The organism is Oryzibacillus soli (assembly GCF_051594765.1).
Lineage (GTDB): Bacteria > Bacillota > Bacilli > Paenibacillales > NBRC-103111 > Paenibacillus_AR.
In genome coordinates, this window is record NZ_JBPPGJ010000009.1 from 185305 (window position 1) to 210143 (window position 24839).

The following is a 24839-nucleotide window of genomic DNA, read 5'->3' on the forward strand; positions in this document are numbered from 1 at the left end:
GAATGAAGAATCATGAGATTTTGGTAACGCTTCACGAACTGGAGGGCATCGGCTGGAAAACGATCCGCCTCCTGTGGGGCCGGTATCCCGAGCTTCAGGACGTGCTGGGAGCATCGGTTCAGGAGCTCCGAAGCTTGGGTCTGCCGCAGAATAAGGCGGCTTATCTGGCGTCGCGGCTGACGGAGCAGGCGGTTGCGGCCGTATCCGCCAAGTATGAAGGGAGCGATATCGTTCCTCTGACTCGTTGTTCCCCGGAGTATCCGGAGCTGTTGTCCGAGACCGGCCAGCCTCCCTGGGTCCTCTACTCCCGGGGGCGGCGGGAGCTGCTGGACAAGCCCTGCATCGCCGTGGTCGGCACCCGAACTCCGACGATTTACGGGAAGCGGGCGGCGGAGCGGTTCGCCCGCGATCTGTCTGAAGCGGGAGTATGCGTGGTCAGCGGGTTGGCCCGAGGAATCGACGGGGCAGCCCATCAGTCGGCGCTCCATGGCTCCGGCAGCACTATCGCAGTGTTGGGCTGCGGCATTGATGTCATCTATCCCCGGGAGCATGCCTCCCTCTATCATAATATTGCCGAGAAGGGTCTGATTCTGTCGGAATACCCTCCCGGCATGAGCGGAGCCCCCGGCATGTTTCCCCAGAGGAATCGGATTATCGCGGGAGTCTCCTTGGGTACTCTGGTGGTGGAGGCGGCGCTGCAGAGCGGCTCCCTCATTACGGCGGATCTGGCCCTGGAGGAATCCCGGGATGTGTTCGCCGTTCCGGGACCATTGACCTCCCCTAAGAGCGCAGGCACCAACCGGCTAATCCAGAAGGGAGCTCAGCTCGTGACGGGCGCCCATGATCTTATGGCCGAATACAAGCATATCGTGGGACAGGGGCAGCATCTGTCGCCGGAGCGCGGAGGTTGCCGGGAATTGACGCCGGAAGAGGCGAGAATCATGGAGCTTTTGGGGGAAGGTCCCTGTACTATAGACGATCTGGTGGAGCGCTCCCAAACAAATTTTGGACTTTTGCATGCAATTCTGTTATCTTTACAAATGAAAGATAATGGTCAACCAGTAAGACTCGAAAACCCTTGCTACATAAGGGTTTTTCTTTTTGTCTCTACCGATTGACCACTCTTTGTATCACAAGCTATGAAATTAGTGCTATTTTTATAGAGTTATCCACAGGTGTTATTGTGGATGACCACACTGTACCACCTAGAAAACGTCGTTTAGCTTGTCCGCGACTTCTTTCTGCATGGAAGGGAGGACGTGAGCGTAAGTGTTCAATGTTGTAGTCACGTTCGAGTGACCTAACCGTTCTGCTACTACTTTAACATTAACGCCCATTTGCAACAACATGGTAGCGTGGGTATGCCGCATATCGTGAAATCGAATCATTGTCATCTTAAGACGCTTCACCTGCATTTGGAACTCGCGGGACACTTCGGATGGTAGGGCATATTTATCCGCGAAATTGACCACCATATGAAGACCGGGGAGCTGCTGTGATCGATGCTCGAGCAACGCGGCTACGGTTGCGTCCGGTAGGGTGATGGTCCGTTGCGAATGGTCGTTCTTCGTGTCCTTCGTGTGCAGCCGGTTCACCATGTCGTATTTCAATGATCGAGTGATGGTAAGTTGCTTACGCTCCCAATCAATATCGTCCCAATGAAGGCCCAGGATTTCGCCTAGACGCATTCCGGTGGAGAGTGCAATAACGAATGCGATGTGATACTTGGTACCCTGTGTGCCCTCTACAAAGCGTTTAACTTCGTCTGTGTTCCAAACTTTCATCTTAGCCGGTTTATATGTCGGCGTCTTCACGTGATCCATGACGTTGTTTATGATGTACTGCCACTTCTGCGCGGTCTTGAATGTCTTATTGAGTACCAAGGAGATATTCTTGATTGTCCCCCTTTTGATTCCTCGTTCAATCAATGAGCTGTAGAACTTCTCAACATGAAGATAGGTGATCTTGTCTAACTTCAACTTCCCCAGCACCGGAAACACAAACTCACTCATGTAATGCCATTGATTCCAGTAGGTGGAGTCTGTTACCTGGGATTTAACCTGCGTCTCGAAGTATTGGGTAGCAAACTCAATGAGAGTAGGGGAATCGGCACGTTTACCGGCCTCGAGATCCCGCTCTATTTTAGCTGCAGCTTTCTGCGCTTCTTTCTCCGTATTGAAACCACTTCGAACAATCTGCTTCCGTTTGCCAGTGATAGGATCTTTCCCAGCATTGATTGTGAAGCTCCATTTGTCGCCGCGTTGTCGGAAGTATGGCATAATGGGCCTCCATTAATCATTTTCAATAATAATCTGACAACGTATCTCGTCTATTTTGTCATCAGAAAAAAATGTATCACCAAGTGCTTCAACCGTCATAATTCCGATTTCATCTCTTAATGCCGGCATTGGAATGATTGCCAACTTATTATGTTCTTTTCTTGTGAAAGTGGCTGTTAAATTATAATGCGCTCTCGTTGTTGTTTCCTTTTCTATTAAAATCTCTACTTTAAAATTACTGTTAACTATCACTTCATCAATTTTTGCAGTAAATGTAATTGTGTATATTCCTTTTTTTTCTTCAATAACGTCATTATGTCGGAATACAAGTTCTACCCGTTTTAGAAGTTGTCCAGGTGTTACATTCAAAAAGTCACATAATCTATCCAAGGTATCATATTGGATTCCAGTTGCCTTGTTATTTACCAAGGAAGTTACAGTGTTTTTGTTTATTCCAGTGGCATAAACAATATCGATATTTTTTATGTTTCTTTCAGCCATTAGCACACCTAGGTTACATTTAATCATTTTTTCACCCCTGTTAAGTATTGACAATGAATAGTAAAAGTACTATGATATCAATATAAATCCTAATATATTAGGATTAAGAACGATTAGAAAGGAGGGTTAACATGATCCGGAATAACTTATCCATGTTAATGGCGAAACACAATGCATTTAGTGTTGAAGAGATATCTGTTGCAACGGGTCTTAACAAAAACACCATAGTCAATATTAAGTACAATCGTGCTAAAGGTATTCAATATGAAACATTGGAGGCTTTATGTAAGTACTTTTCTGTATCTATTTCGGAAATGCTCGAGATTGTGAAAGACAATGCTTCATAAAAGAAAACACCCTAGCAACTTGGCGGGAGCAGGGTGATTTCACAGTTAATTGGGATTAATCCCTATTCATCATTATATACATAACGGACTTTCTAAAACAAGAAGATAAATGATGGATTAATCCCTCCAAATTGGACAAGCCCAATATAAGGAGGAAGAAAAAATGATTAAAAGTGATATTCTCATCGAGAGCAAATCCCTTAGGGAGTCTGTTATCGACAAGACATACGTGTTAGATAAGGTGAAAAAGTTAATTATGTTGCCGGATGATATTCATATGACAGTTGAAATGTTGGCTACTTACTATGAGGTAACACCGGATGCTATTAGACAGTTGGCCGTTAGAAAAAAGGATGAGCTTGAATCTGATGGTATGAAGACGCTTCGCGGCAAGGAACTTAGTGACATAAAGTCACTATGTGGCTTAAGCAGGAATATTGGAAGACTGATGCTATTCACAAGACGATCTGCTTTACGAGTTGGGATGTTACTTGAGGAGAGTGAGGTCGCAAAGGTAGTTAGAGACGTGCTGCTGGATAACGTTGCCCCAAATGGCAACGAAGCCTCTACAAACGTTGTTCAAATACCTACAGAACTTAATATCCTAGGGCAATTGTCCGATGCAATAAGCCAGTCGTACAAAGCAATGCTACAAATTCAAAGCCAGATTGCTGAAGCAGATAAAAAAGCAGATGAAGCAAACAAGATGGCAGCAGAAGCAAACGAAAAAAACAAAGAACTAATTGCAGAACTCGATGATATTAAAAAAGGTATGGTTAATGTAGACGTTCCATTAAGAACGCAATTTAATGATGCCGTTAGAAAGTATGCGAGGAGACACTCTCTAGAATGGGAAGATGCGTACAACAATATCTATAGTGTTCTCGCGAAACAAAACCACGTTGATCTTAAGAAAAGACTTCAGAACAAGATAGAACGTGGAGAAAAGGCTAAAATGGTTGATGTGGTAGAGGAACTAAATCTTCTAGTACCGGCGATTCGCCTGGCGAAAACGATGGCGGGGGTAGCGATCTAATGGATCATATCATGCAAAGGAAAATTCTAAAACATATTGAGGAATGCCATAAATCTGCGATGGCTGCTATTGAACTCATATCTAACGTTGGAATTAATGCGATGAATGAAGCAGGACACCAAATGGATCCGAATAACTTCAAATGGCAGGATGTAGCAGCCTATGCAGCTAGATCACTTGAATTAAATGAAACCGCCATTTCTGATGAATACATGGACCTGTTGCTATTGGAAAAAATGATTGAGTACGTGGGGGTTTAAAAATGCACTACGATGTATTAAGAACTATCCAAAAGGACTTTTTTAAAAGGGTTGACGCTGGAGAACTACTTTCTACAGAAGATGTAATTGAGTACATGCAAGTTGGAAGCGCGGTAATGGATGCTTTCGAGGAAAAGAACGAAGATCTAATGAAAAGTTACGAGGAATTCCTGAAGTGGAAGAGGCGCAGAGAAAAGATACTCTCTGGATTTCTAAAGCTTCACAAACTCGAGTGGGATTATGCAAACTACCTAGATCGCATTGAAAGGAGATTACCATAAAAGAAAAACCATCTTCCTAATCCTTGGCCGGTCGGAAGATGGACGCTATAACCCAGGGCTATGCCTGATACATACATATTACATCATGATTGGCATAGCCCACAATACCCGCAGCTCACACGCAACATACTTGCAAACCGTCATATTACCATTATCTGCATTGACGATACGAACATACATTCGTTATTATGAGCATGCAGACACCAAAAAGCGAACAGAGTTCGTTTCATAATCTGAACATTCTGTGAATGCTTTAATATTATTCGACAAGGTTGCCTATGGTATCGTATTTATTACCATGTACTAGCAGATAAATTAATTACTTTTGACACGGACCGTAAAAACGTTTCATTCATCGAATGATATGGATTCGGGCGCTTTCTGGAAAGTAGGTATAATAACCTATAATTATGGAATGTAATTACATACAATGGAAGCGTTTAACATCATTACATTACCGTTGTTATCGTATATGTGCCAAAAGACGTCTTCTACAAATTTCGACAACATAAAGCAGTACAAGCCCTTATAATGTGGATAACATCCGATGTAATGTCGAGAACAACAGCGACGATGGGCGACATTACAAGGCTTATTTCCATCACATGCGATAAGGCATGCCTTATATTGACCCGGTAGGAGAGAGTAGCTTATTATCTACTCAAGCCCCTTGCCCTTTTAGGAAGAAACGTGTTCCATTTCGTAGAGATCCTCCATACTGCAGCCGAGGAATAACGCGGCATTAGCAGCCATCTCATACGAAAAAACCTCTTTGTTGTTCGATACCTGCGAGATGAATGGTTGGGACACACCAAGGAATAACGCAAGGTCCAGTTGCGTTCTCTTGGCCTTCTTAAGTAATAAGGGCAAGCGGCTCCTCCTAATCCGGATCTGGAGCGCCATGAATTTACCCCTAACATCAATATTTTGCAACTATAAAACGAACATATGTTCCACAAATCTAAAACAACCAAGAAACGGACGGTGCATTGGATGAGTACAGACGAACACCAGCGTAAACAGTTACTTTCAGAACTAAAAAAAATACTCTCCTCCGTTGATGGCCTGGAGAGTGTGGATCCTGAAGAGTATTACCGGTTCATCATTTCACTTGGACTTATTGTCAAGCTCCCAGATTTTCGAGACGATCTTTAGTGACTCAATAATCTTGGTCCGATTTTCTTCTTTGGATAGGTCCACGTTGAATTCTTTTTCCAATAGTCTAATAAATTCCATATACTCTCCTTGTGACGGGTTATATTCTGCGGATGATTCCGCGGCAATAGATCCGTTTTTTGTTTTCCCTTCACTTTCCCTCCCAAGTAAATAATCGATACTTACTTTATGAAAATTAGCCATTCGTTGGAGAAGCTCGTTATCTGGCTGTACATGATCATTCTCATAATGTGAATACCTAGCTCGAGATATCTCCAGTTTGTCTGCTATCTCTTGTTGAGTTCTAGGGCCTCGCAATTCCTTCAAACGCTTACCGAGCAATGAGTTCACCTCCATTGACTATAGTCAATTATAGATAAAAAATGTATCACAATAAACAATTGATAAAAACTTTATCAAAAGGGATTGACGATAAGAAATTTATCATGTATATTGAACTCATCGATAAAAAACTTATCAAAGGAGATGGTTAACGATGAAGCGCGAACGCTTGACTACCGAGCGGACGAAACGCAAAAAGAATCGAAGCGAAGTCGCGTTAGACCTTGGTATTTCTGAAGTTTATGTGCGTTCTTTAGAGAATGGCAACGTAAAGCCAGGACGAGACACGATGCTAAAGTTTGAACGGTATTACAAAGTAAGCAGCAAGAAATTGTTCCCTGATATTTTTTTTAACCACGATGATAAAAAATTTATCAAAACAGGAACGGAGTGATCGCACATGAACAGCTTAGAAAATCTGCCTTTGTACCTTCGTGCAAAAGATGTAATGGAAATTTTACCGCTAAAGAAATCAAAAATCTACGAGTTGATGAATGACCCTCGAGCTGGATGTATCCAGGTGACTCCTAAAATCAAGCTCTGGCCAAAAGAACGGTTCATTGCATACCTCGACCTACTGGATAACCAAAGTGCATAAGGAGGTTCTATAACATGCGAGAGACGCTCACAGCCAAAGAAGCCGCCGCAATCATAGGGATTTGTGAAGACACCTTGTATGAAATGGTTCGGCAAAAGCAAATCCCGCATTTTCGTGTAAGACGTAGAATTTTGTTTAGGCATCAGACCTTGTTGAAATGGATGGAATCCTTAGAAAGTGCAAGCATGGACGTATCTGCTTAATCCCATTAACATTAACGCTCCATTATAGCATGAAGTTGCGCAAAACCCTATACGGCCTCCGCTTCGCTGAGCAGTTCGGTCGAATCGAAGAAAGGATGAAGAAAATGTACAAGTACGAAGTTCGAATGCAACGGTGGAATGGAAAGCAAATGGTGATTGAAAAGCACGAGGTTATAGCTAACTCTCGACAAGAGGCTGCTCATATCGCCTCCTGCGATTACAGCTTAGTCGGTGAAGTTGTAGCCGTTGGTTGCCTCGGTTTTGCATAACTGCTGGGTATAGGCCGAAGGCCATCGAGCCGACCGAATCCGCTTAACGAAGTGGAGGCCGAACCCCTAACCCCACATAAAGGAGAGATAAAACAATATGCCAAGAGAAATCGAAACCGAAGACGCTATTCTCAAACTCCGTGAAATGTTCAATGAGTACGCATTAGACGAATACCAACCATTTTTCGATGCGCTGATTCAGGATCATGACCGGATGGGAGCAGAATTGTTCAAAATCAAATTGGAGGCGATTGGACATGGAAAAGACGCTGCTTGAACAAATCAGGGAAAGATTACAGAAGCTGTACGATGCCAAGCAGGCCGGATTAACGTACGGCATGCGGGACATTATCGATTGGATGGAACACGACCTGAACGAGATCGGCTATCTCATTGACGATTTGGAATATGCGCTGGCGCCCAATTACCCCGATGAACAACGGAAATTCAACCATGAACATGAAAAGGATGTGGCGTAAATGACCAAGGATATGTGCCGTATGGCGGTAACCACTTACGCAGAAGAATGCTTGAAGAGGGGGCATACGGCTCTACCTGAAACATTCCTGTTGGTATGGCCGGAGTTTGAACACGAGGAATTCTACGACACCATTGAAGCGGAAATAGAGCGAGTCAAGGGGTTGCATGTGAAGGAGGCGAAGGCGGGATGATAGACCGTGACGTATTCCGTAACCTCGCTAAAACCGCTTCTAAGAAGCAAAACAAAGGCACATACCTATGGCTAGTCAGAATGAACCAGCGCAGCTTACAGAGGGAATGGAGGTGTCAGAATGGATACTCTGGAGATCATCAAGAAACTCCACGCGACACAAGCGCCTAACCTGGAGTTGATGAGTTTTATGCAGAAAATACAAAAAGCACTGCGTCAACAGTGCTTCGAAAGTCCAACCGCTAAGTAAGACTTGTTATGCCTATTTTACCACATGGGAGGCGAAGATGTGAAATCCAAAATTCGCTACATCCCCCAGCATAAAAACGGTCACTTCATTACGGTTCGCTGTGAGCCCACCAAGGACGAGACAGCGGCGGTAAGGTTCGGTACTCCCGAAGAGGTTAGCGCGTTCCTACACGGCTATTACGGGCCGGAGAATCCAGATGATTATAAACCGACGGCGTTAAAAATCACTTATCAATTGGAGGTAACACCACATGGATGCACAGGAGATCATGAAGCGTCTACAGGAACCGTTTCTCCCGGAGGACATTGAGTGGCGCGTAGGCTCCACAAACGGTGAAAAAACCAAGGGAATTGCGCTTGCCTACGTCACCAACCGTGCGATTATGAACCGGCTGGACTCCATATTCGGCCCGTTCGGATGGCGCAACGAGTTCCGCGAATGGAAAGGAAACAGCCAATTGTGCGGGATCTCAGTAAAAGTCGAAGGGGAATGGATTACCAAATGGGACGGAGCAGATGACAGCCAAACGGAAGCGGTAAAAGGTGGATTGTCTGATGCCATGAAACGCGCCGGATATCAATGGGGAATCGGTCGATACCTCTACAATCTGGACAATGTGTGGGTGGATATTGTTCCGGCTGGTAAGTCGTTCCGCTTAAAGAGTGAACCAAGGCTACCGGCATGGGCTTTGCCTGATGGATACGAGTATCCAGACGCACAAAAACGGCCTTCTGAGCCTCCGAAAGAAGAACAGCACACGGATATCCCGCCGCCTACCTTGAAGGCGAAATACAAGCAATTCAAGGGATCAATGGACGGATTCGAAGATTGGATTAAGAAGCAACAAGAGAAGGGGCACAACTTTAAACAGATGCAGGAAATTCTCGCTAAAGGCTTGTTGACCAAGGCGCAAGAACAGAAACAGGAGGCTAAATAATCATGAACAAGGTAATACTTACAGGCCGTTGGACTAGAGAGATCGACTTTAAGGCATTGGAAAGCGGTAAATGCGTATCCAAGTCCGCACTGGCTGTAGACGAAGGGTACGGAGATCAGAAGAAAAGCTACTTCTTCGAGGTAGAAATGTGGGGGAAGACAGCGGAGAACGTAGCGAATCACAGCGGCAAGGGTCGCAAGGTGCTGATTGAAGGACGGCTAAAGGTGGATACCTGGGAGAAGGACGGTCAGAAGCGGAGTCAGGTGAAAGTCGTGGCTGAGGTCGTGGAGTTTCTGGATTACAAGGAAGACGGTAAACACAAGCCTTCATCGGACGATCCGTTCCAGGATGATGGAAAGCCGCTGGATTTTGATTCGTCTGACTTACCTTTCTAGGAGGTAACCCATGGCTATAACCTTTAGCCTGAACGATGTTCCTAAACCGTCATATCGCCGCTCTAAGCCTACGCAAAAGCAGAGAGGTGCTGTCACTCCAACTGTTCGCAAGGAGCTTCTAGACCGCTCACAAGGCGTCTGCGAATGTTGCGGTAAAGGTGGGTTGGCGTTACAAGCCGCCCACCTAACCCGGCGGTGGAAATTGCCCAGGACCACAGTGAATGACTTAGCGCACTTATGCCTCTCTTGTCACACTTGGGCGGATTCGTGTAAGGAAGGTCGGCAATGGTTAGAACGGTTTGGTGAGCTGCTGAAGCTTAAAGAATCACAATGAATAGGTGGTGTCCATCGTGGGAGTGCTGAAAGTTTGGGGAACCGATCATATAGGCCCGTGGGAAGAAAAAGTAGAGTGTGAATCTTGGGAAGTCGGCGGGTGGTTGGAATACTACAAGGAAGGCATGGAAGGACACGACTACCACGGCGATGACGAATCTTATTGAATATGGAGGATCATTCGATGGAATATCGTGATTTGTTACTCGAAAGCGGCTATAACCCGGAAATCATTGCAACGTGGAGCGATGATGAATGCGAATCCGAATGGGATGCGCTACGAACGAATGAACCGACGAAGTGTTGAGAGGTGAAAAACATGTTTATCTGGACCATCAAGGATGTCATAGGGCTGATTGTGTTTTCTATCATAGGAATCGTCGTAATCGTGAAGCTGATTATCGCAGCTTGGGAAGATTATAGAAATTCGCGAAAAAGAAAAAAGTAAGTTAATTGGCCGAAGGGCTTCGTCCGACAGAATCCGCTCAGGACGAAGTCCGGGGGCCGAACCAGATCCCTAGGAGGTTATCCTACTTATGCAGATAGACCGGGAGAAGTTGTTGGAATGGTTGAAATCCGAAAATCCATATCAACCAATTCCAGTGTGCAAATTCATTATTCGATTGGTCGACAAGATCGATTACGGATACTTCGATATCAAGGAGGATACAGACCATGCAGATAGAGGATAGAACCTTATGAAAATGACTCTATGGGAATATCTATACCATCTTCCTAAGGCGATAAGAACTGAAATCCGATACGGCCCCCGGCTGCGCCTGGGATTATTCGGTCGACACGATGGCGGCAAAGCCGCGAAAGGATGAAACCCATGCGCGAACGATGTATACGGTGCAATCGAGTGGATACCAACCAGCGTCACAATGGCAAACCGGTTTGCTTACTCTGTATCGGATATATCAAGCGAGGTGAAGTGCATGTGTCGGTTGGATATACTGCGAAAACTGGATGACATTCTCATCAACACATGCGGGAAATGCGAAAAACGAAATGAGCTTAACAAAGAGTATGGAAGCACATTTTCGAAAATCGACGGTTACTGTAACAAAGAATGTCCTGTCGGAAATCAATTGCAAGCAATTGGGAAATTGTTGTCGGTCAAACAAAGGAGGGTATCGGCGTGAAGCGGATCATTTACGTAGCAGGAGTGAACCGAAAACATCTAGCGCAGCAAGCCGACCACGTTCCGTTCTGGCTTTTATCCGCAACCCTGCTTCGTAGATATCCGAGCTGGCTAGCCCAATACGTGCAGAACCGCAAGATCATATGGGACCCTGGCACATTCTCCGAAGATCCGGTGAGTTACTCTTACTACCGATCATTCATCGACCGCTATGTGAAGTCAAAGGACCAGTATCTACAGTATGACGAGGTCGGTGATTCAGAGTCTACAGCATTTTACCTACAGGACATGCGAAAACGTGGGTACAATCCAATGCCAGTTCTACAGGGTGATGCATATTATCTCCTACGGCAAGAACCAATGGTAGCCATTGGTGGACTGGTGCGAATGGGCGACGATGAACGAAAGAAGTACCTAGACGAGATTTTCTATGATCACCGTCCGTCAGCTCGGATTCATCTACTTGGTATGAAAGACCCGGATTGGTTCGCGCCATACATGGAGGCAGTACAAGGCGATAACACAACTTGGATACCGCGGAGTGAATGGAACCGAAAGAAGTTGGTTTCTGAGTGGCTGAAAGATTACGGAGAACAATGGATTCCATACCAACCGCGTGAATTTGTGCAGATGGTCATGGGGTTCTAGGAGGGGAAGAAGGAACGATGGACGGTTGGATATGTCTGCACCGAAAAATTCGCGGCAATCCCATTTTCAACAATCTGGAACTATTCAGGCTGTGGTTGATCTGCCTTACAGAAGCGACACATAGGGAACATGACCAATTGGTCGGGCAGCAAATGGTGAAACTCATGCCCGGACAATTCGTGACAGGCCGATTCGACCTGGAGAAGATGTACAACGATGGACTCCCCAAAGATCAAGAAAGGTCAGGATTGACCATATGGAGGTGGCTACAGAAGTTAGAGAAGTATGAATTTCTGAACATCAATTCGAACAACAAATTCACCGTTGTATCAATACTAAATTGGGATAAATACCAAAACCCTGAACAACAAAATGAACAACAGTTGAACAACAAACGAACAACAACTGAACAAGAAGTGAACACAAACAACAATGGTAACAATGATAACAATGAATTAAAAGACATATTTGATTTTTGGAATAGTCAAGGAATCATTGTTCATCGAGAACTTACTCAAAAGGTCAAAGGGAAGATCAATGCACGGTTGAAAAAGTCGACGGTTGAAGAAATCAAAGAAACCATCAGCAATTATAAAACAATCGTTGTCAGCGAGCTTTACTGGTACACACATAAATTCACCTTAGAGAAATTCATGGACCCGAAGAACCTGGAACAATTCATGACCAGTAACAATCCATTTGAAAACTTTAGGAAACAACGCGGAGGTGGTAACGGTGCAAAGCATGGGACAAGCACTCAAGGCATTCAATCTGGAAGAAATGCGGCGCAAAGCGGAACAATACAAAATCAACAATGGGACGAACTCTACTACGGAAGCCCCCAAGTGCCAAAAGTGCAGTGACACCGGGACCATCAACGAAATGGAATGGTATGACTCGGGTGTACTCCTTTCGAATGGACAGCCAATGATGATGCAGCGTATCAAACTGGACCCGCTGACCGGATACCCTCCGGTTTGCGAGTGCCACAAAGAGCGGATCTTTGCAGGATGCAACGCCGCATTAGGCATGAGCGAAGAAGAACGGACGCACACCTTCAAGGGCGCGGTGATTGACGAAGACAACCGGCCACACTTTGAAATCGCTGTAGAGTTTGTGAAGAACATCGATAAGCACCGGGAGTTAGGGACGTGGCTGTACATATTCGGGGATGAAACCAGAGCGGACGAATTCAACTGCAGCGCCTACGGGACGGGGAAAACATACCTGATGAACTGTATCGCCAACGCCCTAACACATCGCAAGATTCCATCGCTGTACGTGAAGGAAGAGAAGATGTTCGGAGATATCAAGTCCACCTACAACCGGGGCAGCGAAGAAAGTGAAACGGAAGTACTGGAACGGTACTACCGAGTGCCTATCCTGTTTATCGATGACCTATTCTCCGCACAGTACAACAGGGAATGGGCAGAATCAAAACTCTTCAGCATCCTGGACGCCCGGAAGAATAACAAGAAAATGACCATCATCACGAGCAATTACGCGGCCAAGCGAATCAAAGACCGTCTTCCCATCAACGGGGCGAAGATCGCCAGCCGCATTATCGGACAAGCCATCCAGATTGAGATGATCGGCAAGGACCGGCGCTTTGACCAGGCCCGCGAGAAAGCGGACATTCGGAGAGGATGGAGCGCATGACGGAACGAGAGTTATACGAGCTGATGGAATCCATGAAAGAACACCACGAATGGCAACTGGAACAATGGCGCAAGGAACGGGAACAAGAAATTTATGAGATGTGGGAGGATAAACCATGATTGAACTGACCGAATCCGAAGAGAAGATCTTCAAGGCATATGTGCAGCTTAGAAGCATAGAGAAAGTCGCATTAGCGTTACGCAAAAGTGTAAAGACCATCGTAAAGGCGATGTACCGGTTTGAGAACCTGGGACTCATCACGCGGAAAGGGGATAAGGGTCCATACACACTATTGGATAACCCGTACAAGGTGACTCGTAAACCTTCCGGGATGACAAAGACGGCGATCATCTACCAACCGCGAGAAGGTTCTCCTTCCGGGCCATGTATAACACGGCATATCAGCGAGTACCCGGTGGAGGAGCAAAAGCGGATGATGGGATTGTTTAAACCTCCGACAGAGAAGAGGCCAGTTGGCACTATAGGCATGGATGTACGAAGCAAGCAGAGGATGGCGTAGAAGGCTGAACGAAGGATCTGACACGAGAAAGGATGAAAATGGATGAAGATCGTGTTCACGGAACATGCAAAGAAGCGTTGCAGGGAACGGGAAGTTGACGGAATGTACATCCGAAACCAACTGCATTTTGTTCCGCACCAGAAAGGCGAGCATAAGTGGTACATTCCAAACACGGGTTTATTTGTGACTTATGTAGACCAAGGGCAAAATATCCGAACGGTGATCACGGTAGGTAAAAATATTGAAGGTGGTTGGGACGGAGAAAAACAGTCTGTTGCCAAATTGCGAAAGGCATAACTTTTAGGACGAAGGCCATCGAGTCGACCGCATTACACAGGGCGCCAGCCCGGAAGCCGAAGGAGGATCTTATGGCATACGTAGAAGCCAATGAAGGCTATAAAAGCGCAAAGATGGATGTCGTAACCGCATTCTTATACGCCGCAGCCTTAGAGAAGCTAGGCAATTACAATGTGAAGGTGGTGTTAGTGTGAGACTCACCGCTAACATCGCCCCTATGGGAGCGGTACGGATGACAGGACGCGGTAAATGGACAAGCCCCACGGCTAAACGGTACCTCCAGTGGAAAGAGTCGCTTGGCTATATGCTGATGGCCCAGCGTCCGCAGCAGACGGATTACGCGGTGGCTGTGAAGGCGAGGTTCTACATACGGATACCGGATAGCTGGAGCAAAAAGAAACGAGAAGAAGCCGAAGGTAAGCCGGTCACCGTGAAGCCGGATATCGACAACCTGGTCAAGGGACTATTTGACGCCGCAAACGGCATCGTCTGGAAGGATGATAACCAAGTGGTCCGGTGCGAGGCCGAGAAGTTATACAGCATGAATCCACGGATCGAATTTGAAGTAACGGAGGTGTTCTGATGGATGGTAAACGCATCGAGTTAATCAGTGATCCATCGTTAAAGGGAACTATCAAAAACGTCGAAGCAGACGGTATGACCATCATATGGGACGATATTGCACCGGACTATGGCTGCGGCAAAATAGTGATCTACACAGACATCGAAGGAACATGGCAGAAAATCAGGGAGGTGAGCTAAGAATGGGGATACTCCATGAAATCGCCAAGCGGGAGCAAGAACGGGACGAACTACTGAAGTATCTGGCGTTTTGGAACGTGCCGACACGCAAGAGAGACAGTAAAGAGCAACGTCTGCATGAAGTCGAGAACGAATTACGCGTTTTAAGGCATCCAGCGGTCGATATGAGCGACGATAGAATGATGGATGAACAAATACATGTCCAGTGATTGCGAAGCCTTAAAAACGATTATACGAGGTGATAGAGGGTGATAGACTTTTCGAGGTTTGAAGTTGGCGTGATTAAATCCAAAGACGGCATCATTTTGATACTCGGTGGGAAGATGTTCGGTCCATTCAACAAAGAGCAAACGCGGAAGGTAATCAAGGTGATTGAAAGCATCGACTAATACCACAAAAACATACACCATGTCAATACATAATACGTGCATGATAACCCGATATCTGGTATAATAGGAGTAAGAAAACACTAGATTTAGCGGCAATTTTAATCGTTTTTAAGATTATTTCGAGGAGGATCACCGAATATGACAGTAGCATCGATTCAAGATCAAATTGCGATCCTAGAAGAGAAAGAGCAACGGCTGCTGAGCGAGGACAAAATTGACGCCGACGAGTTGAACCTGGTACGGAATCGACTGAGCGAGCTTCGGTATGAGTTGGGGCAATTGACTGCTACGGTTCAAAGTGTCGACGTTGAAGTGGTTGAAGATCCGAAGCGGACACCTTTTGAGTTCGTGGAAAAATTCAACTTCGATAACTACGCAGGAACGCCGGATAACCTGCTAAACAGCATCGTGCAAACGCTCTTGAACGAGAAAGCGGCGGCTGTGGCGGCGCAATTCCAAGAACGTCTCGCAAAATTGGAATCCGAATTGGCTGGAGAAACCGAACAAAGGATTAACCTCCAGTACCAGAACCAGCAGCATCAAGGAAATATCCAACTGTTGAGCGAATCCAACTTGGCGCTTACCGAAGAAAAGAACCGGTATAAAGGCGAGTACGAGGACTTCAAGTCTCGTTTCGAGGCAGCGGCTGCTGCTCTGGTGGAGAAGGATGCCGAAATTGAACGCTTGAAACAACGCGAATGTGATCTGCAAGAACAAATCGCACGTGCACCGGCTCCGACAGTACGCACCGTGATTGACGTTGCGGTAACAGATGATTTCGATGCCCTGATCCGTAAGGCGGAAGCCATCAAGCAAGCGAAGTACGAAGAAGAAAAGCGCCTTGAAGCTGAACGGCTGGCAAATCGTCCGAAGATCACAAACGTGCGGTGGGAAAAAGAGTTTGGCGTTGGCGCAAAAACAACTCGATTAGCTGAGTTGGTCGGGACATACCCTGGAATTGGCGTAGACGGAGAGACGATTACGATTGGCACCTTCGAATTCAACAAGTTCCAGGAGGTATCCAACGAGGAAGCGCGATTTCTCAGAGAGCAAGCCCAATCTGCTGAACAAGCTGCTCCAGCCGTTGAAGCAGTTGAACCCGTTCAAGAAGCAAGTGCGCCACTGGTAACAGGAGAGGTGACTCCGCCGGAGGTACAGTTTCCCCAAGAAGTGGGACCCGTGGAAGGACTGGACACCACCGTTACTGCGGAGGTGGCAGGACAAGAATTTGCCACCAAGCAAGAACTCGAAACGTTCAAGGAATACGTAGAAAAGCGGTTTGCGGAGTTGCTTGGGGAGGAAGTGGTGTAATGTTCATCGAGTTCACAAAGTACTCAGGAGAGAAGATTGTCGTAAATAAGAATGCAATTTCTGCGGTAACGGTGAAGGATAACAGGGTTGTGATGTACGTAATAGGTGATTCTATTCCGTTCGAACTCAAGGACTCGTACAACATGGTAACGGCATACCTGTTGGATTAAGGCCGAAGGCCCCCGAAATGCGACCGAATATGCTCAGGCGCAGCCGGGGGCCGGATAAGGAGGTACTCATGAAAGAACCCTCCATGATAAAAGGAATACGATACGGAACCATAATCAGTATCCCCCTATGGGGCATACTCCTCTGGTTGGTGATCAAATGAGACAAATGTGGAGCGATTACAAACGTCTGATGATTCCAAGGACAAAGGCGGATTGGATCGGTTTCGGTATCACCTATGCGACATTGATGACTATTTTGTGGTTGGTGAGGTGAGAGAGATGGGAGAACGATTAACTGATGCGCAAATAGCTTTAATCCGCACACTATGGGAATTGGCACAAGGCAGAATTGACGGGTTGTATTCAACAGAAAGTGCCGAACAAGAGAAGTTGGCGATTGAAGAATGGATGCGTAGAGTTTTTTCGTTAGCTGAATACAGCGAGTGGATTAGAGCATATCAGCCCACTGAAAGAGGGTGAACAAGAGTGAAGTTCGAAGTGTACGAAATCACGCCAACCGAACACAAACTTGTAGCTACGGACCTAACACAGAAGCAAGCCGAAGCGATGGTAAAAAGGACACGTATGACATTGATGGTTCCTAAGGAGGAGGAACAAGAGTGAACATTAGCAAAGAAAAAGCTGCTTCAATGATTGATATGCTGATATCTAGCGGTGTTCCGGTTAATCCACAATTCGCAAGAGATTTATACAAGGCGGCGGAATTACCCGTGCCGGAGTATCTAAAACATAAGCCAGTATCGTTAAAAGTTGCGCAAGACTTCGAAAAAAGTATGAGAGGTGTAGTCAATGGACTTTAACCAAGATACAGACTATACCGCAGACATAACCACATACAGGAGAACCCGTGAGAGGCTCTGTGAAGCCCGTGGAGACCCGAAAGTAGAAGCCATGATCCGAGATGTCGATTATGTCATAGAGTGGCTAGAAACGGGCCGTAGGCCGGGAAACAAACGCGGTGTAGAGAGGTTGGCTGCATATCAACGGGATATCCCAACCGATCTGATCGAAAAGTACATGCTACGACCCCAATATATGCCGCAAGGGCGCAGCATTTACTCTCCTGATGAAGTCGTATACATGGAGTACCTTCTCAGCACATTGACCGAACGAGAATGTGAATGCTACGTGATGCACATCGGCGGATTGTACAGCATGAGGGATATAGCGGACCTGCTGGACCTGACTGTTAGTACCGTACACGAAACCGTCAAACGAGCGGAACGAAAGATCAAAATATCGATGAATAGAGGCAAGCCGTTACTCCTGGACATCGTCGTCTAGGAGTTTTTTTGTACCCGAACGAATGCCACCTATAAGTAAGAGGTAATTAATAGGTTTTACCTATGAAGGTGACGCAATGCTATGTGCATTCTGTGGATCAGAAACAAAAGAGTGGGTGAAAATCGGCAATCTGTACGTAATCATCCATCATTTTTGCAATAAACAGGCGGACGAGGAACAAAAGGCTGAACAAGGCCGAAGGGCTACGGTGCGACCGAATCAGCGCAGCCCGTAAGGGCGGTGGCCGTGTCCATGGGTACGATTATCTTTTTATTATTGATATGGGCACTCCATCTATATATCTCCATCAGAACCATAAGGAGGATCGAAGAGGATGAAGTACAAAAAGAAACCGATCGTAATCGAAGCTGAACAATGGCACCAGAACGGGGACCACTCTCAGGACCAATGTTACCTTGTCAGTGCACCTGAAGGAAGACAGTTCCTGAGCGAAGGCAGGATTGTTCGGTACTATCGCAATCCAATGAATGATGGTGGGCGAGAATGTGCTCACTGCGGAAAGATTATGGATGTTCATGGGTGGATTGACACATTGGAAGGTGGACATATTGTTTGCCCGGGAGATTGGATCATTACGGGCGTGAACGGAGAGGTTTACCCTTGCAAACCGGATATATTCGAGAAGACATACGAAGCCGCTGAATGATTTGCACTCATTTCACCAATTTTTAAGTATAACAGTCGATAAATCGGCTAGTCGTTTGCATTATTGGTACACTGATGGGCCAATAGGCCGAAGGTAATCCGAATCTGCAAGGAAACGAAAGGAGGTAATGACGATGGCATACCTAAGTTTAGCCATCATGGGATTAGCCGTATGCGGCATCCTCTTCATCGTGATCGATAAGCAACAGAAGATGATCGAGCGGCAGAATGAAATGATCATGGCCCGAACGTATGTGGAGTACAAAGAGCAGACGAGCGAGCCGAAGAATTATGACCCCGTAGACATGACGGAAGAGGAAGAGTATCACCGGGAGATTGAAGCGATGAAGGTATAGGGAGGTGGCACAATGGCTAAGCAGGGTCAGAAGCTGACGGACGAGTTGAAAGAGCAGATTCGCGCTGCCTTAGCTTCGAACGATAACATTCGTGAAATCGCTAGGCAATTCAACGTTGCTCCGTCATCGGTGATGAAGATTAGGGATGAAAAGCCGGATGAGTTCGAACAGCTTCGAACGGACAAAAGAACACAAATGATCGACAAAATATGGTCCATGTTAGAGGATGCCGCAGACCTTGGTCATAAGATGATTAAGGAGGCGAAGAATGGTAAACGGGAGCTTCCGCTCAACCACGTATCCACCTTCTACGGAACCATGTACGACAAGATGGCTCTCATGAAAGGTGAGAACACAGCGAACATTGGTGGCGATGGATTTAAGGTGGTTCTCAACGTCCCAGGCGTAAAGGGTGAGGACGATTGGAAATCCGCTTAGAATACGAGGCGCAGAAGCGTCAACGGCTGTTCCACTCTTGCCCCGCAGGTGAAGTGTTATACGGCGGAGCTGCAGGCGGTGGAAAGTCGGAAGCGATGCTGCATGATGCGTTCAAGAATGCGCTGATCTATCCAAACTGCAAAATCATCATGTTTCGTCGTACCTTTGCGGACCTGGAGCGTTCGCTTATTTTGCGTTCAAGGCAAATCTACCCGCGAGAGATTGGGACGTACAACGAATCCAAGAAGCGCTGGAAGTTCACCAATGGATCGACCATTGAATTTGCATACATGGCTAAAGAAAGTGACGTGTTCAACTACCAAGGCGCTGAATATGATTTCATCTACTGGGACGAGTTGACGCACTTTACCTATACGCAGTACATCTACATGATTTCACGTTTACGCGGCACCAACCCGAATATCAAGCGACAGATAAAGGCCGCTACGAATCCGGGAGGTGTTGGACACGCTTGGGTGAAGGAACGATTCATCGATATTGGGGAGCCGGAGAACATCCACCGTCCGTTACCTACCGCCGATGAGCCTGAACCCGGTACACGCTGCTTTATTCCGGCTAAGATCCATGACAACACACGATTGATGTCAGCGGACCCGGGATACTTGAAACGCCTGGAGAACCTTCCTAAGAGCCTGAGAGACCAGCTTTTGCATGGCAATTGGGATTCCTTCGACGGCATGATGTTCGATGAGTGGGATAAGGAGATCCACGTCATCAAGCCATTTACCATACCTGACACATGGAGACGATTCCGCGCCATTGACTATGGCCGTTCGGCTCCTTTTTGCTGTTTGTGGTTCGCCATCAATCAGGATATGGAGTTGATCGTGTATAAAGAGGCGTACAAGACAGGGATGGATGCGACGGATCAAGCGGATTTGGTCAAAGAAATGTCCATCGGGGAGAGCATTGCCTATACCGTCCTAGACTCCGCCTGTTGGATTCCGAATCAACACGGTGAGAGTATCGCAGATACCTATGGGGAGCGCGGTCTATGGTGCGAGCAAGCCAGCAAGAACCGCTTAAACGGGATAGACCGGGTACACGCATGGTTGAAGGTGCTGACGGATAAGAAAGGCAATCGATACAGCCGTGTGAAGATCTTCGAGAACTGCCGGAACCTGATACGTACCTTACCGGCCTTGCCGCGTGATGATCGCAACCCGGAGGATATCAACACAGACGCAGAAGATCACGCTTATGACGCGTTCCGATACGGGGTAATGAGCTGCCCGGACCCGAGAACGTATGAGCCAATCGAACAAAACGCAATGAGCCATGTCCAACGCCTAGATGCTCACCTACCACATGCTCTCCAGGACGAGGCAGACGAGATATCATGGAACGATTTATAAGGAGGTTGGAACATGCCCGCAGTAACTGCCATTCCTGTAACCATGGGGGACGGAACCGTTGTCACATCATTCACGGACAGCGTTGGGCCATCCTCCGTAATGTACACGTATCCGATCACAAATGATTTAATCAATATCAGTAATACGGGATTCTCCAATCTGACGGTGAATGTTGGAGCATCCATCGATACAATTCCACCTGGGGAAACACGCACCATCACGTCAAGTTTCAATGTCATCACCATCAAATCAAGTTCGGGTATCTGTTCCTTCCATGCAAGGGCGGTATGCGACAAGAACAAAGACTACGTGGAATCCATTGGTAAACCGCATTCGAAAGCGGCGTTATTGTATATGCGAGCTGTAGAGGACATTTCCCAACGGATCACGCGGGACGCTTTAACCAGGGCAAGAAGTCAAATCAAGTCATCCGGTACGTTAAGGATTGCATTCATTGGGGATAGCATCACCGAGGAGATGGATCAGATCATAGCCAAACCTTCGGATGGGTATCCGTCAAGGTTAACCGCTATGCTGAAACAGGCAATGCCGAATGTTTCTATAACGATGGGCAACTTCGGATTAGCCGGTCGTGAAATCTGGCAATATGTGAGTTCATCCTATGTTGGTATGGCTTCCCCTGAAGTAATCGGGACCGGCTTTTACCGTGCAGCCCCGTGGGGAGACGGTGGCGGATCGGTTATCGGGAAGTCATGGAGCGACCACGTCAAGGACTTTGCGCCGGATTTAGTCGTAATCGCATATGGGATGAATGGGCCCGGGTTTGACGTGGCAAGCAACGTTGATGAGGCGTTCAAGATTAATCTGAAATCCATCATCGATAGTTTGGCTACATGGGCGTCTAATCCTAGTGTCGTGGTTGTTCCTGTATTTTTGCCGACAACCGACACGTCTTTATACAGTCAAGGCTTGCTTAAGACTAACGCGGTTGCAAGAGCTGCGCGAGAATATGGGTACGAACGAAAAGTAGCCGTTGCGGATGTGAACCGTCTGTACCGAATCTTGCGTGATGGTGTGGACGAGGAGCTTCGATACTTCGAACAAGAAAAGAACTTCGACAACTGGAGCGAATCTGGAGCGTGGGTGTCCAACGGATATACTGTTTCTGGTGCATTGGCAACTGCATCGACGTCCGGGACTCCATCCATACAGAGGAAACGCAGTTTCTATAACGGTTTCCTGGAATTCGAGGTGTACATACCCGGATATGGCGCTCCCTATGCCCAATGGATTGATTTACGTAAAAATGCGAAAACCGGCGAAAGGATCACCTACATTGTGACGCCAAACAGCGCTTCCGGGGTTACAGATGGAAGTATCCTGATGTATACCAGTGATTCCGGTAGCTCGATTGCCCTTACAACCAATATGGATATTCCGATCAATACATGGTTGAAATTGCGCTTCGAAGCCGTTGGACCCTATCACAAGGTTTATCTTAACGGCACTCTTAGGTTATCCACAACAAACTACAAGAAGTTAATTGAAGGCGAGGTGCGGGTAACTGCCGTCAATACAAACGGCGGGGCAAGCCTACGCAATATGGTTATCGGGTACTATGAGCCGACGAAGTGCGGTCCTATCTTCGATGAGTTGGAACTCTTAGGATCATACAACACTTACTTATCCGGTAACGCAATTAACCATCCATCAGGATTAGGGCATGCGTTGTATTATTTACCCGCTTTCTACGGTGTTGTGGAATCACTTAGTTCTGTCGAAAACAAGACAGACGCCTCTGCCGATCAACCACAATACGCTTACGGTCCAATCAAAATGACGGGGACGGGGCAATTCTTGTGGGCCACTCCGGTTTCGGGTGTGTACCCGTTAACTACCACTAGCGGGGATAAGATTTGGTACACCGTATATGCGGCAGACCCGACAGGAAGCAATACGTTGACACAATTCCGAAAGACGGACACCGGAGAATACTTAACTCGCAACATGACCATCACATCAGACGGTACCAAGGCGAACTTGGTTAACTTGGTTCCCGGTCAGTATGCACGGTACGACAACCTATTGTTTATTGCGTATCCCACCGCTTCGGGAACACCGCCATTAACCTATGAGATATGGCAGCACATGACACCGGCTAAAGTTCCGTAATGGTAAGACAACAAGTACAACAAGGAGGTGACACCATGATATCAGAGCTATTGGACGAGAAGTCCATATTCGGCAAGATCGAGACGGACTTCAAAGAGTCGTTATCCTCGATGAAGGAGTTTCATTCCGATTGGCGCGAGTATGATGCCTTTTACCTCGCTGATCAATGGAACTCTCAACGCGCATCTTGGAGGCCAGACCCGGTTATTAACTACGTGGCGTATACGGTCAAGCAGAAGAAGCCGCAGCTCACGAACAGCCGACCTACGGGACTGATCATGCCGACCGCACAAGGGGACGAAGAAGCGGCGCATCTGTTTACCCAGGTAACGGACGTGATTGCTGAACGTGTAGACCTGGACTCGCGCATCGAGGAGGTGTGCGGGACCGGGTTGCTGCTGGATATCGCGTGGTTCAAGGTGTATTGGGATAACACGCTAACCGGTGGCAATCAGGCGAGAATGACAAAATGGGTGGGGGATGTGGCGATTGAAGCCCCTGACCCCGCAAACGTCTACTTTGACCCGAACGCGTCACGAGTGCAGGATTGCCGCTACATCATCTACGCGGTACCTAAGCCGGTGAAGTGGATTCAAGAATGGGCGAAAAGCCTGGGGAAGACGGTGACGATTCAGCCGGAACGAACATTCGAAACGGAAATCTACGACCGTCCGGGCAAGGAGACGGGGAAGGATCGTGCCATGTTCTATGAATACTGGTACAAGGAGAACGGGACCATTAACTGCATTTACGCGGCGAATGGAAATGTGCTGAAGCATATCAAGAGCATCTACCGTCACGGCCAGTACCCGTTTATTCCGTTCGTTGCGGAAAAGCGTAGAAAGTCCATTGTCGGCATATCCGAAGTGCGCAATATCATGAACAACCAGAAGCTGCTCAATAAGCTAGTGGAGCTTCCGACAACCAGCGCGTTGCTGACGGCTAACCCAATTGCGTTGATCAAGACCAATAGTGGGATTGATAAAAACAAATGGGTGTCCAAGCCAGGTATGGTGTGGGAGGTAAAAGAAACCAACGATGCTGTGAAGTGGTTGGAACCTCCATCGTTCCAAGGTGACGTCTACAAGCTCATTGACCTGATGACGCAATACATCGAACGGATCGGCGGGATCTATGACGCCAACACCGGGGAAACACCAGGGGCCGTCACTGCTGCCGCGGCGATTCAGCTTCTGCAGGAGCAAGGGTCCATCCCGATTAAGGGGATCGCTCGTAACTTGTACGCCTCCATCAAGGAAGTGTACGAGCAGATGATTGAGTTGGTGAAGGAGTTCTATACCGAGGACCGGGTGATCCGTATCAATGGGGAAAACGGCGGATATGAATTCATCAACTTCAACGCCATTCAATTCGCGGACGTGGACTTCGATATCAAGGTATCTGCCGGAGCTTCCACGCCAACCAGTAAAGCCTATGTCGCTCAATTGGCATCGGATCTATTTGAGAAGCAGTTGCTACTCCCGAGTGAATATGTGGAGATGCAAGAGAACCTGCCGAACAAAGACCGCATTGTAGCGCGTCTGCGTCAAGCTGAACAAGCACCTCCGCCGATGCCGGGACAGGCAACGACACAACCGATGGGACAACCGATGATGCAACCTAGCTTGGATGAGATCTACGCCAAGGCACCGCTGCAGCTTCAACAGGAAATTGACATGATGCGTCAACAAGGGATGCCGGATGATCAGATCCTACAGCAATTGATGAGAATGTTAAATACCGCTTAACGGGCCGTGGGTGAGAATCCTTCGGCCTATTTCCTATATTTCGTCGCGGCGTTGAGCGTGT

The 24839-nt window shown here is 47.1% G+C and carries 43 protein-coding genes; 39 read left to right on the top strand and 4 right to left on the bottom strand.

Translation table 11 applies throughout. From position 1 onward, the window contains the following. Window positions 1-2 precede the first annotated feature (2 nt). Window positions 3-1118 (top strand): DNA-processing protein DprA, encoded by a 1116-nt coding sequence (dprA, locus tag ACSEXW_RS14210; protein ID WP_438446821.1) that lies wholly within the window; start codon window positions 3-5, stop codon window positions 1116-1118. 87 nt (window positions 1119-1205) lie between these two features. Here dprA and ACSEXW_RS14215 read toward each other — a convergent pair whose 3' ends face one another. Together ACSEXW_RS14215 and ACSEXW_RS14220 are read right to left on the bottom strand one after the other, a co-directional pair. Beyond that, window positions 1206-2279, bottom strand: coding sequence for a site-specific integrase (locus ACSEXW_RS14215; protein ID WP_438446822.1), 1074 nt, complete (start codon window positions 2277-2279; stop codon window positions 1206-1208). A 12-nt stretch (window positions 2280-2291) separates the two neighbouring features. Then, window positions 2292-2807, bottom strand: coding sequence for a helix-turn-helix domain-containing protein (locus ACSEXW_RS14220; RefSeq protein ID WP_438446823.1), 516 nt, complete (start codon window positions 2805-2807; stop codon window positions 2292-2294). A gap of 104 nt (window positions 2808-2911) precedes the next feature. Here ACSEXW_RS14220 and ACSEXW_RS14225 point away from each other — a divergent pair, with 104 nt between their 5' ends. The 4 genes from ACSEXW_RS14225 to ACSEXW_RS14240 all read left to right on the top strand — a co-directional run bounded on the left by ACSEXW_RS14225 (window position 2912) and on the right by ACSEXW_RS14240 (window position 4704). Further along, complete coding sequence (locus ACSEXW_RS14225) at window positions 2912-3127, top strand: helix-turn-helix domain-containing protein (protein ID WP_438446824.1); 216 nt, start codon at window positions 2912-2914, stop codon at window positions 3125-3127. A gap of 163 nt (window positions 3128-3290) precedes the next feature. Next, window positions 3291-4163, top strand: coding sequence for a hypothetical protein (locus ACSEXW_RS14230; protein WP_438446825.1), 873 nt, complete (start codon window positions 3291-3293; stop codon window positions 4161-4163). Continuing rightward, entirely contained in the window at window positions 4163-4423 is a 261-nt protein-coding gene (locus ACSEXW_RS14235; protein WP_438446826.1) for a hypothetical protein, read from the top strand. Before ACSEXW_RS14230 ends, ACSEXW_RS14235 begins: the two co-directional genes overlap by 1 nt. A 2-nt stretch (window positions 4424-4425) precedes the next feature. Then, on the top strand, window positions 4426-4704 hold the full coding sequence (locus ACSEXW_RS14240; RefSeq protein ID WP_438446827.1) for a hypothetical protein: 279 nt from the start codon (window positions 4426-4428) through the stop codon (window positions 4702-4704). Window positions 4705-5382: 678 nt separating this feature from the next. Here ACSEXW_RS14240 and ACSEXW_RS14245 read toward each other — a convergent pair. Continuing rightward, a complete protein-coding gene (locus tag ACSEXW_RS14245; RefSeq protein WP_438446828.1) occupies window positions 5383-5607 on the bottom strand; it encodes a helix-turn-helix transcriptional regulator in 225 nt (74 codons plus the stop codon). Between the two features lie 204 nt (window positions 5608-5811). Then, entirely contained in the window at window positions 5812-6201 is a 390-nt protein-coding gene (locus tag ACSEXW_RS14250; protein WP_438446829.1) for a helix-turn-helix domain-containing protein, read from the bottom strand. Between the two features lie 154 nt (window positions 6202-6355). Between ACSEXW_RS14250 and ACSEXW_RS14255 the strand changes: the two genes are divergently transcribed. From ACSEXW_RS14255 to ACSEXW_RS14420, 34 genes are all read left to right on the top strand, one after another. Beyond that, window positions 6356-6595 (top strand): helix-turn-helix domain-containing protein, encoded by a 240-nt coding sequence (locus tag ACSEXW_RS14255; RefSeq protein WP_438446830.1) that lies wholly within the window; start codon window positions 6356-6358, stop codon window positions 6593-6595. Window positions 6596-6601: 6 nt separating this feature from the next. Continuing rightward, window positions 6602-6799, top strand: coding sequence for a helix-turn-helix transcriptional regulator (locus tag ACSEXW_RS14260; RefSeq protein WP_438446831.1), 198 nt, complete (start codon window positions 6602-6604; stop codon window positions 6797-6799). Between the two features lie 14 nt (window positions 6800-6813). Beyond that, entirely contained in the window at window positions 6814-7002 is a 189-nt protein-coding gene (locus tag ACSEXW_RS14265; RefSeq protein WP_438446832.1) for a helix-turn-helix domain-containing protein, read from the top strand. A 366-nt stretch (window positions 7003-7368) separates the two neighbouring features. Continuing rightward, on the top strand, window positions 7369-7548 hold the full coding sequence (locus ACSEXW_RS14270) for a hypothetical protein (RefSeq protein WP_438446833.1): 180 nt from the start codon (window positions 7369-7371) through the stop codon (window positions 7546-7548). Continuing rightward, window positions 7529-7750: a hypothetical protein gene (locus tag ACSEXW_RS14275; RefSeq protein ID WP_438446834.1), complete on the top strand. Its 222-nt coding sequence runs from the start codon at window positions 7529-7531 to the stop codon at window positions 7748-7750. Before ACSEXW_RS14270 ends, ACSEXW_RS14275 begins: the two co-directional genes overlap by 20 nt. After that, window positions 7751-7942, top strand: a complete 192-nt coding sequence (locus ACSEXW_RS14280) for a hypothetical protein (RefSeq protein ID WP_438446835.1) — start codon at window positions 7751-7753, stop codon at window positions 7940-7942. Window positions 7943-8062: 120 nt separating this feature from the next. Further along, window positions 8063-8191, top strand: coding sequence for a hypothetical protein (locus ACSEXW_RS14285; RefSeq protein ID WP_438446836.1), 129 nt, complete (start codon window positions 8063-8065; stop codon window positions 8189-8191). 39 nt (window positions 8192-8230) lie between these two features. Continuing rightward, on the top strand, window positions 8231-8500 hold the full coding sequence (locus tag ACSEXW_RS14290; RefSeq protein ID WP_438446837.1) for a hypothetical protein: 270 nt from the start codon (window positions 8231-8233) through the stop codon (window positions 8498-8500). Beyond that, window positions 8442-9128 (top strand): Rad52/Rad22 family DNA repair protein, encoded by a 687-nt coding sequence (locus ACSEXW_RS14295; RefSeq protein WP_438446838.1) that lies wholly within the window; start codon window positions 8442-8444, stop codon window positions 9126-9128. The genes ACSEXW_RS14290 and ACSEXW_RS14295 overlap by 59 nt, the downstream gene beginning before the upstream one ends. A 2-nt stretch (window positions 9129-9130) precedes the next feature. Continuing rightward, window positions 9131-9523, top strand: a complete 393-nt coding sequence (locus tag ACSEXW_RS14300; RefSeq protein WP_438446839.1) for a single-stranded DNA-binding protein — start codon at window positions 9131-9133, stop codon at window positions 9521-9523. A gap of 350 nt (window positions 9524-9873) precedes the next feature. Then, entirely contained in the window at window positions 9874-10023 is a 150-nt protein-coding gene (locus tag ACSEXW_RS14305; protein ID WP_438446840.1) for a hypothetical protein, read from the top strand. Between the two features lie 17 nt (window positions 10024-10040). Beyond that, window positions 10041-10163, top strand: a complete 123-nt coding sequence (locus tag ACSEXW_RS14310; protein ID WP_438446841.1) for a hypothetical protein — start codon at window positions 10041-10043, stop codon at window positions 10161-10163. A gap of 631 nt (window positions 10164-10794) precedes the next feature. Further along, window positions 10795-11001 (top strand): zinc-finger domain-containing protein, encoded by a 207-nt coding sequence (locus tag ACSEXW_RS14315; protein WP_438446842.1) that lies wholly within the window; start codon window positions 10795-10797, stop codon window positions 10999-11001. After that, window positions 10998-11648, top strand: coding sequence for a hypothetical protein (locus ACSEXW_RS14320; protein ID WP_438446843.1), 651 nt, complete (start codon window positions 10998-11000; stop codon window positions 11646-11648). Before ACSEXW_RS14315 ends, ACSEXW_RS14320 begins: the two co-directional genes overlap by 4 nt. Before the next feature lie 17 nt (window positions 11649-11665). After that, the gene (locus ACSEXW_RS14325) at window positions 11666-12511 is read left to right on the top strand and encodes a hypothetical protein (protein WP_438446844.1); all 846 of its coding nucleotides are present in this window, start codon (window positions 11666-11668) and stop codon (window positions 12509-12511) included. A 70-nt stretch (window positions 12512-12581) separates the two neighbouring features. Next, window positions 12582-13307 (top strand): DnaA ATPase domain-containing protein, encoded by a 726-nt coding sequence (locus ACSEXW_RS14330; protein WP_438446845.1) that lies wholly within the window; start codon window positions 12582-12584, stop codon window positions 13305-13307. Further along, entirely contained in the window at window positions 13304-13426 is a 123-nt protein-coding gene (locus ACSEXW_RS14335; RefSeq protein ID WP_438446846.1) for a hypothetical protein, read from the top strand. The genes ACSEXW_RS14330 and ACSEXW_RS14335 overlap by 4 nt, the downstream gene beginning before the upstream one ends. After that, a complete protein-coding gene (locus ACSEXW_RS14340; protein WP_438446847.1) occupies window positions 13423-13827 on the top strand; it encodes a hypothetical protein in 405 nt (134 codons plus the stop codon). Before ACSEXW_RS14335 ends, ACSEXW_RS14340 begins: the two co-directional genes overlap by 4 nt. A 42-nt stretch (window positions 13828-13869) precedes the next feature. Beyond that, window positions 13870-14124, top strand: a complete 255-nt coding sequence (locus ACSEXW_RS14345; RefSeq protein WP_438446848.1) for a hypothetical protein — start codon at window positions 13870-13872, stop codon at window positions 14122-14124. 71 nt (window positions 14125-14195) lie between these two features. After that, window positions 14196-14318: a hypothetical protein gene (locus ACSEXW_RS14350; protein ID WP_438446849.1), complete on the top strand. Its 123-nt coding sequence runs from the start codon at window positions 14196-14198 to the stop codon at window positions 14316-14318. Then, window positions 14315-14707: a RusA family crossover junction endodeoxyribonuclease gene (locus ACSEXW_RS14355; RefSeq protein WP_438446850.1), complete on the top strand. Its 393-nt coding sequence runs from the start codon at window positions 14315-14317 to the stop codon at window positions 14705-14707. Before ACSEXW_RS14350 ends, ACSEXW_RS14355 begins: the two co-directional genes overlap by 4 nt. After that, window positions 14707-14886, top strand: coding sequence for a hypothetical protein (locus ACSEXW_RS14360; protein ID WP_438446851.1), 180 nt, complete (start codon window positions 14707-14709; stop codon window positions 14884-14886). The genes ACSEXW_RS14355 and ACSEXW_RS14360 overlap by 1 nt, the downstream gene beginning before the upstream one ends. Before the next feature lie 2 nt (window positions 14887-14888). Beyond that, window positions 14889-15095, top strand: a complete 207-nt coding sequence (locus tag ACSEXW_RS14365) for a hypothetical protein (protein ID WP_438446852.1) — start codon at window positions 14889-14891, stop codon at window positions 15093-15095. A gap of 318 nt (window positions 15096-15413) precedes the next feature. Beyond that, window positions 15414-16586, top strand: a complete 1173-nt coding sequence (locus ACSEXW_RS14370; protein ID WP_438446853.1) for a hypothetical protein — start codon at window positions 15414-15416, stop codon at window positions 16584-16586. Next, window positions 16586-16756: a hypothetical protein gene (locus ACSEXW_RS14375; RefSeq protein ID WP_438446854.1), complete on the top strand. Its 171-nt coding sequence runs from the start codon at window positions 16586-16588 to the stop codon at window positions 16754-16756. The genes ACSEXW_RS14370 and ACSEXW_RS14375 overlap by 1 nt, the downstream gene beginning before the upstream one ends. A 279-nt stretch (window positions 16757-17035) precedes the next feature. Then, window positions 17036-17236, top strand: coding sequence for a hypothetical protein (locus ACSEXW_RS14380; RefSeq protein ID WP_438446855.1), 201 nt, complete (start codon window positions 17036-17038; stop codon window positions 17234-17236). 140 nt (window positions 17237-17376) lie between these two features. After that, window positions 17377-17577 (top strand): hypothetical protein, encoded by a 201-nt coding sequence (locus ACSEXW_RS14385; protein ID WP_438446856.1) that lies wholly within the window; start codon window positions 17377-17379, stop codon window positions 17575-17577. Continuing rightward, window positions 17567-18061 (top strand): sigma factor-like helix-turn-helix DNA-binding protein, encoded by a 495-nt coding sequence (locus tag ACSEXW_RS14390; protein ID WP_438446857.1) that lies wholly within the window; start codon window positions 17567-17569, stop codon window positions 18059-18061. Before ACSEXW_RS14385 ends, ACSEXW_RS14390 begins: the two co-directional genes overlap by 11 nt. Before the next feature lie 334 nt (window positions 18062-18395). Further along, on the top strand, window positions 18396-18728 hold the full coding sequence (locus tag ACSEXW_RS14395) for a hypothetical protein (RefSeq protein WP_438446858.1): 333 nt from the start codon (window positions 18396-18398) through the stop codon (window positions 18726-18728). Window positions 18729-18861: 133 nt separating this feature from the next. Then, window positions 18862-19083, top strand: a complete 222-nt coding sequence (locus ACSEXW_RS14400; RefSeq protein WP_438446859.1) for a hypothetical protein — start codon at window positions 18862-18864, stop codon at window positions 19081-19083. A 12-nt stretch (window positions 19084-19095) separates the two neighbouring features. Then, window positions 19096-19521 carry a hypothetical protein gene (locus tag ACSEXW_RS14405; protein ID WP_438446860.1) on the top strand — a complete coding sequence of 142 codons (426 nt, stop codon included), beginning with the start codon at window positions 19096-19098 and terminating at the stop codon, window positions 19519-19521. Further along, entirely contained in the window at window positions 19506-20897 is a 1392-nt protein-coding gene (locus ACSEXW_RS14410; RefSeq protein ID WP_438446861.1) for a terminase large subunit domain-containing protein, read from the top strand. Before ACSEXW_RS14405 ends, ACSEXW_RS14410 begins: the two co-directional genes overlap by 16 nt. 12 nt (window positions 20898-20909) lie before the next feature. Beyond that, window positions 20910-23030: a GDSL-type esterase/lipase family protein gene (locus tag ACSEXW_RS14415; RefSeq protein WP_438446862.1), complete on the top strand. Its 2121-nt coding sequence runs from the start codon at window positions 20910-20912 to the stop codon at window positions 23028-23030. A 35-nt stretch (window positions 23031-23065) separates the two neighbouring features. Further along, window positions 23066-24778: a portal protein gene (locus tag ACSEXW_RS14420; RefSeq protein ID WP_438446863.1), complete on the top strand. Its 1713-nt coding sequence runs from the start codon at window positions 23066-23068 to the stop codon at window positions 24776-24778. Window positions 24779-24839: the final 61 nt, after the last annotated feature.

What these genes read in the sequence shown, in the direction of transcription:
- ACSEXW_RS14275 (WP_438446834.1), top strand. Translation starts at nt 7,529, where the DNA reads ATGGAAAAGACGCTGCTTGAACAAATCAGGGAAAGATTACAGAAGCTG.
- ACSEXW_RS14350 (WP_438446849.1), top strand. Translation starts at nt 14,196, where the DNA reads ATGGCATACGTAGAAGCCAATGAAGGCTATAAAAGCGCAAAGATGGAT.
- ACSEXW_RS14310 (WP_438446841.1), top strand. Translation starts at nt 10,041, where the DNA reads ATGGAATATCGTGATTTGTTACTCGAAAGCGGCTATAACCCGGAAATC.
- ACSEXW_RS14325 (WP_438446844.1), top strand. Translation starts at nt 11,666, where the DNA reads ATGGACGGTTGGATATGTCTGCACCGAAAAATTCGCGGCAATCCCATT.
- ACSEXW_RS14280 (WP_438446835.1), top strand. Translation starts at nt 7,751, where the DNA reads ATGACCAAGGATATGTGCCGTATGGCGGTAACCACTTACGCAGAAGAA.
- ACSEXW_RS14340 (WP_438446847.1), top strand. Translation starts at nt 13,423, where the DNA reads ATGATTGAACTGACCGAATCCGAAGAGAAGATCTTCAAGGCATATGTG.
- ACSEXW_RS14365 (WP_438446852.1), top strand. Translation starts at nt 14,889, where the DNA reads ATGGGGATACTCCATGAAATCGCCAAGCGGGAGCAAGAACGGGACGAA.
- ACSEXW_RS14285 (WP_438446836.1), top strand. Translation starts at nt 8,063, where the DNA reads ATGGATACTCTGGAGATCATCAAGAAACTCCACGCGACACAAGCGCCT.
- ACSEXW_RS14375 (WP_438446854.1), top strand. Translation starts at nt 16,586, where the DNA reads ATGTTCATCGAGTTCACAAAGTACTCAGGAGAGAAGATTGTCGTAAAT.
- ACSEXW_RS14330 (WP_438446845.1), top strand. Translation starts at nt 12,582, where the DNA reads ATGCAGCGTATCAAACTGGACCCGCTGACCGGATACCCTCCGGTTTGC.
- ACSEXW_RS14345 (WP_438446848.1), top strand. Translation starts at nt 13,870, where the DNA reads ATGAAGATCGTGTTCACGGAACATGCAAAGAAGCGTTGCAGGGAACGG.
- ACSEXW_RS14220 (WP_438446823.1), bottom strand. Translation starts at nt 2,807, where the DNA reads ATGATTAAATGTAACCTAGGTGTGCTAATGGCTGAAAGAAACATAAAA.
- ACSEXW_RS14315 (WP_438446842.1), top strand. Translation starts at nt 10,795, where the DNA reads ATGTGTCGGTTGGATATACTGCGAAAACTGGATGACATTCTCATCAAC.
- ACSEXW_RS14370 (WP_438446853.1), top strand. Translation starts at nt 15,414, where the DNA reads ATGACAGTAGCATCGATTCAAGATCAAATTGCGATCCTAGAAGAGAAA.
- ACSEXW_RS14420 (WP_438446863.1), top strand. Translation starts at nt 23,066, where the DNA reads ATGATATCAGAGCTATTGGACGAGAAGTCCATATTCGGCAAGATCGAG.
- ACSEXW_RS14405 (WP_438446860.1), top strand. Translation starts at nt 19,096, where the DNA reads ATGGCTAAGCAGGGTCAGAAGCTGACGGACGAGTTGAAAGAGCAGATT.
- ACSEXW_RS14295 (WP_438446838.1), top strand. Translation starts at nt 8,442, where the DNA reads ATGGATGCACAGGAGATCATGAAGCGTCTACAGGAACCGTTTCTCCCG.
- ACSEXW_RS14245 (WP_438446828.1), bottom strand. Translation starts at nt 5,607, where the DNA reads ATGGCGCTCCAGATCCGGATTAGGAGGAGCCGCTTGCCCTTATTACTT.
- ACSEXW_RS14300 (WP_438446839.1), top strand. Translation starts at nt 9,131, where the DNA reads ATGAACAAGGTAATACTTACAGGCCGTTGGACTAGAGAGATCGACTTT.
- ACSEXW_RS14240 (WP_438446827.1), top strand. Translation starts at nt 4,426, where the DNA reads ATGCACTACGATGTATTAAGAACTATCCAAAAGGACTTTTTTAAAAGG.
- ACSEXW_RS14270 (WP_438446833.1), top strand. Translation starts at nt 7,369, where the DNA reads ATGCCAAGAGAAATCGAAACCGAAGACGCTATTCTCAAACTCCGTGAA.
- ACSEXW_RS14390 (WP_438446857.1), top strand. Translation starts at nt 17,567, where the DNA reads ATGGACTTTAACCAAGATACAGACTATACCGCAGACATAACCACATAC.
- ACSEXW_RS14255 (WP_438446830.1), top strand. Translation starts at nt 6,356, where the DNA reads ATGAAGCGCGAACGCTTGACTACCGAGCGGACGAAACGCAAAAAGAAT.
- ACSEXW_RS14230 (WP_438446825.1), top strand. Translation starts at nt 3,291, where the DNA reads ATGATTAAAAGTGATATTCTCATCGAGAGCAAATCCCTTAGGGAGTCT.
- ACSEXW_RS14395 (WP_438446858.1), top strand. Translation starts at nt 18,396, where the DNA reads ATGAAGTACAAAAAGAAACCGATCGTAATCGAAGCTGAACAATGGCAC.
- dprA (WP_438446821.1), top strand. Translation starts at nt 3, where the DNA reads ATGAAGAATCATGAGATTTTGGTAACGCTTCACGAACTGGAGGGCATC.
- ACSEXW_RS14260 (WP_438446831.1), top strand. Translation starts at nt 6,602, where the DNA reads ATGAACAGCTTAGAAAATCTGCCTTTGTACCTTCGTGCAAAAGATGTA.
- ACSEXW_RS14380 (WP_438446855.1), top strand. Translation starts at nt 17,036, where the DNA reads ATGGGAGAACGATTAACTGATGCGCAAATAGCTTTAATCCGCACACTA.
- ACSEXW_RS14400 (WP_438446859.1), top strand. Translation starts at nt 18,862, where the DNA reads ATGGCATACCTAAGTTTAGCCATCATGGGATTAGCCGTATGCGGCATC.
- ACSEXW_RS14415 (WP_438446862.1), top strand. Translation starts at nt 20,910, where the DNA reads ATGCCCGCAGTAACTGCCATTCCTGTAACCATGGGGGACGGAACCGTT.
- ACSEXW_RS14215 (WP_438446822.1), bottom strand. Translation starts at nt 2,279, where the DNA reads ATGCCATACTTCCGACAACGCGGCGACAAATGGAGCTTCACAATCAAT.
- ACSEXW_RS14225 (WP_438446824.1), top strand. Translation starts at nt 2,912, where the DNA reads ATGATCCGGAATAACTTATCCATGTTAATGGCGAAACACAATGCATTT.
- ACSEXW_RS14360 (WP_438446851.1), top strand. Translation starts at nt 14,707, where the DNA reads ATGGATGGTAAACGCATCGAGTTAATCAGTGATCCATCGTTAAAGGGA.
- ACSEXW_RS14265 (WP_438446832.1), top strand. Translation starts at nt 6,814, where the DNA reads ATGCGAGAGACGCTCACAGCCAAAGAAGCCGCCGCAATCATAGGGATT.
- ACSEXW_RS14235 (WP_438446826.1), top strand. Translation starts at nt 4,163, where the DNA reads ATGGATCATATCATGCAAAGGAAAATTCTAAAACATATTGAGGAATGC.
- ACSEXW_RS14335 (WP_438446846.1), top strand. Translation starts at nt 13,304, where the DNA reads ATGACGGAACGAGAGTTATACGAGCTGATGGAATCCATGAAAGAACAC.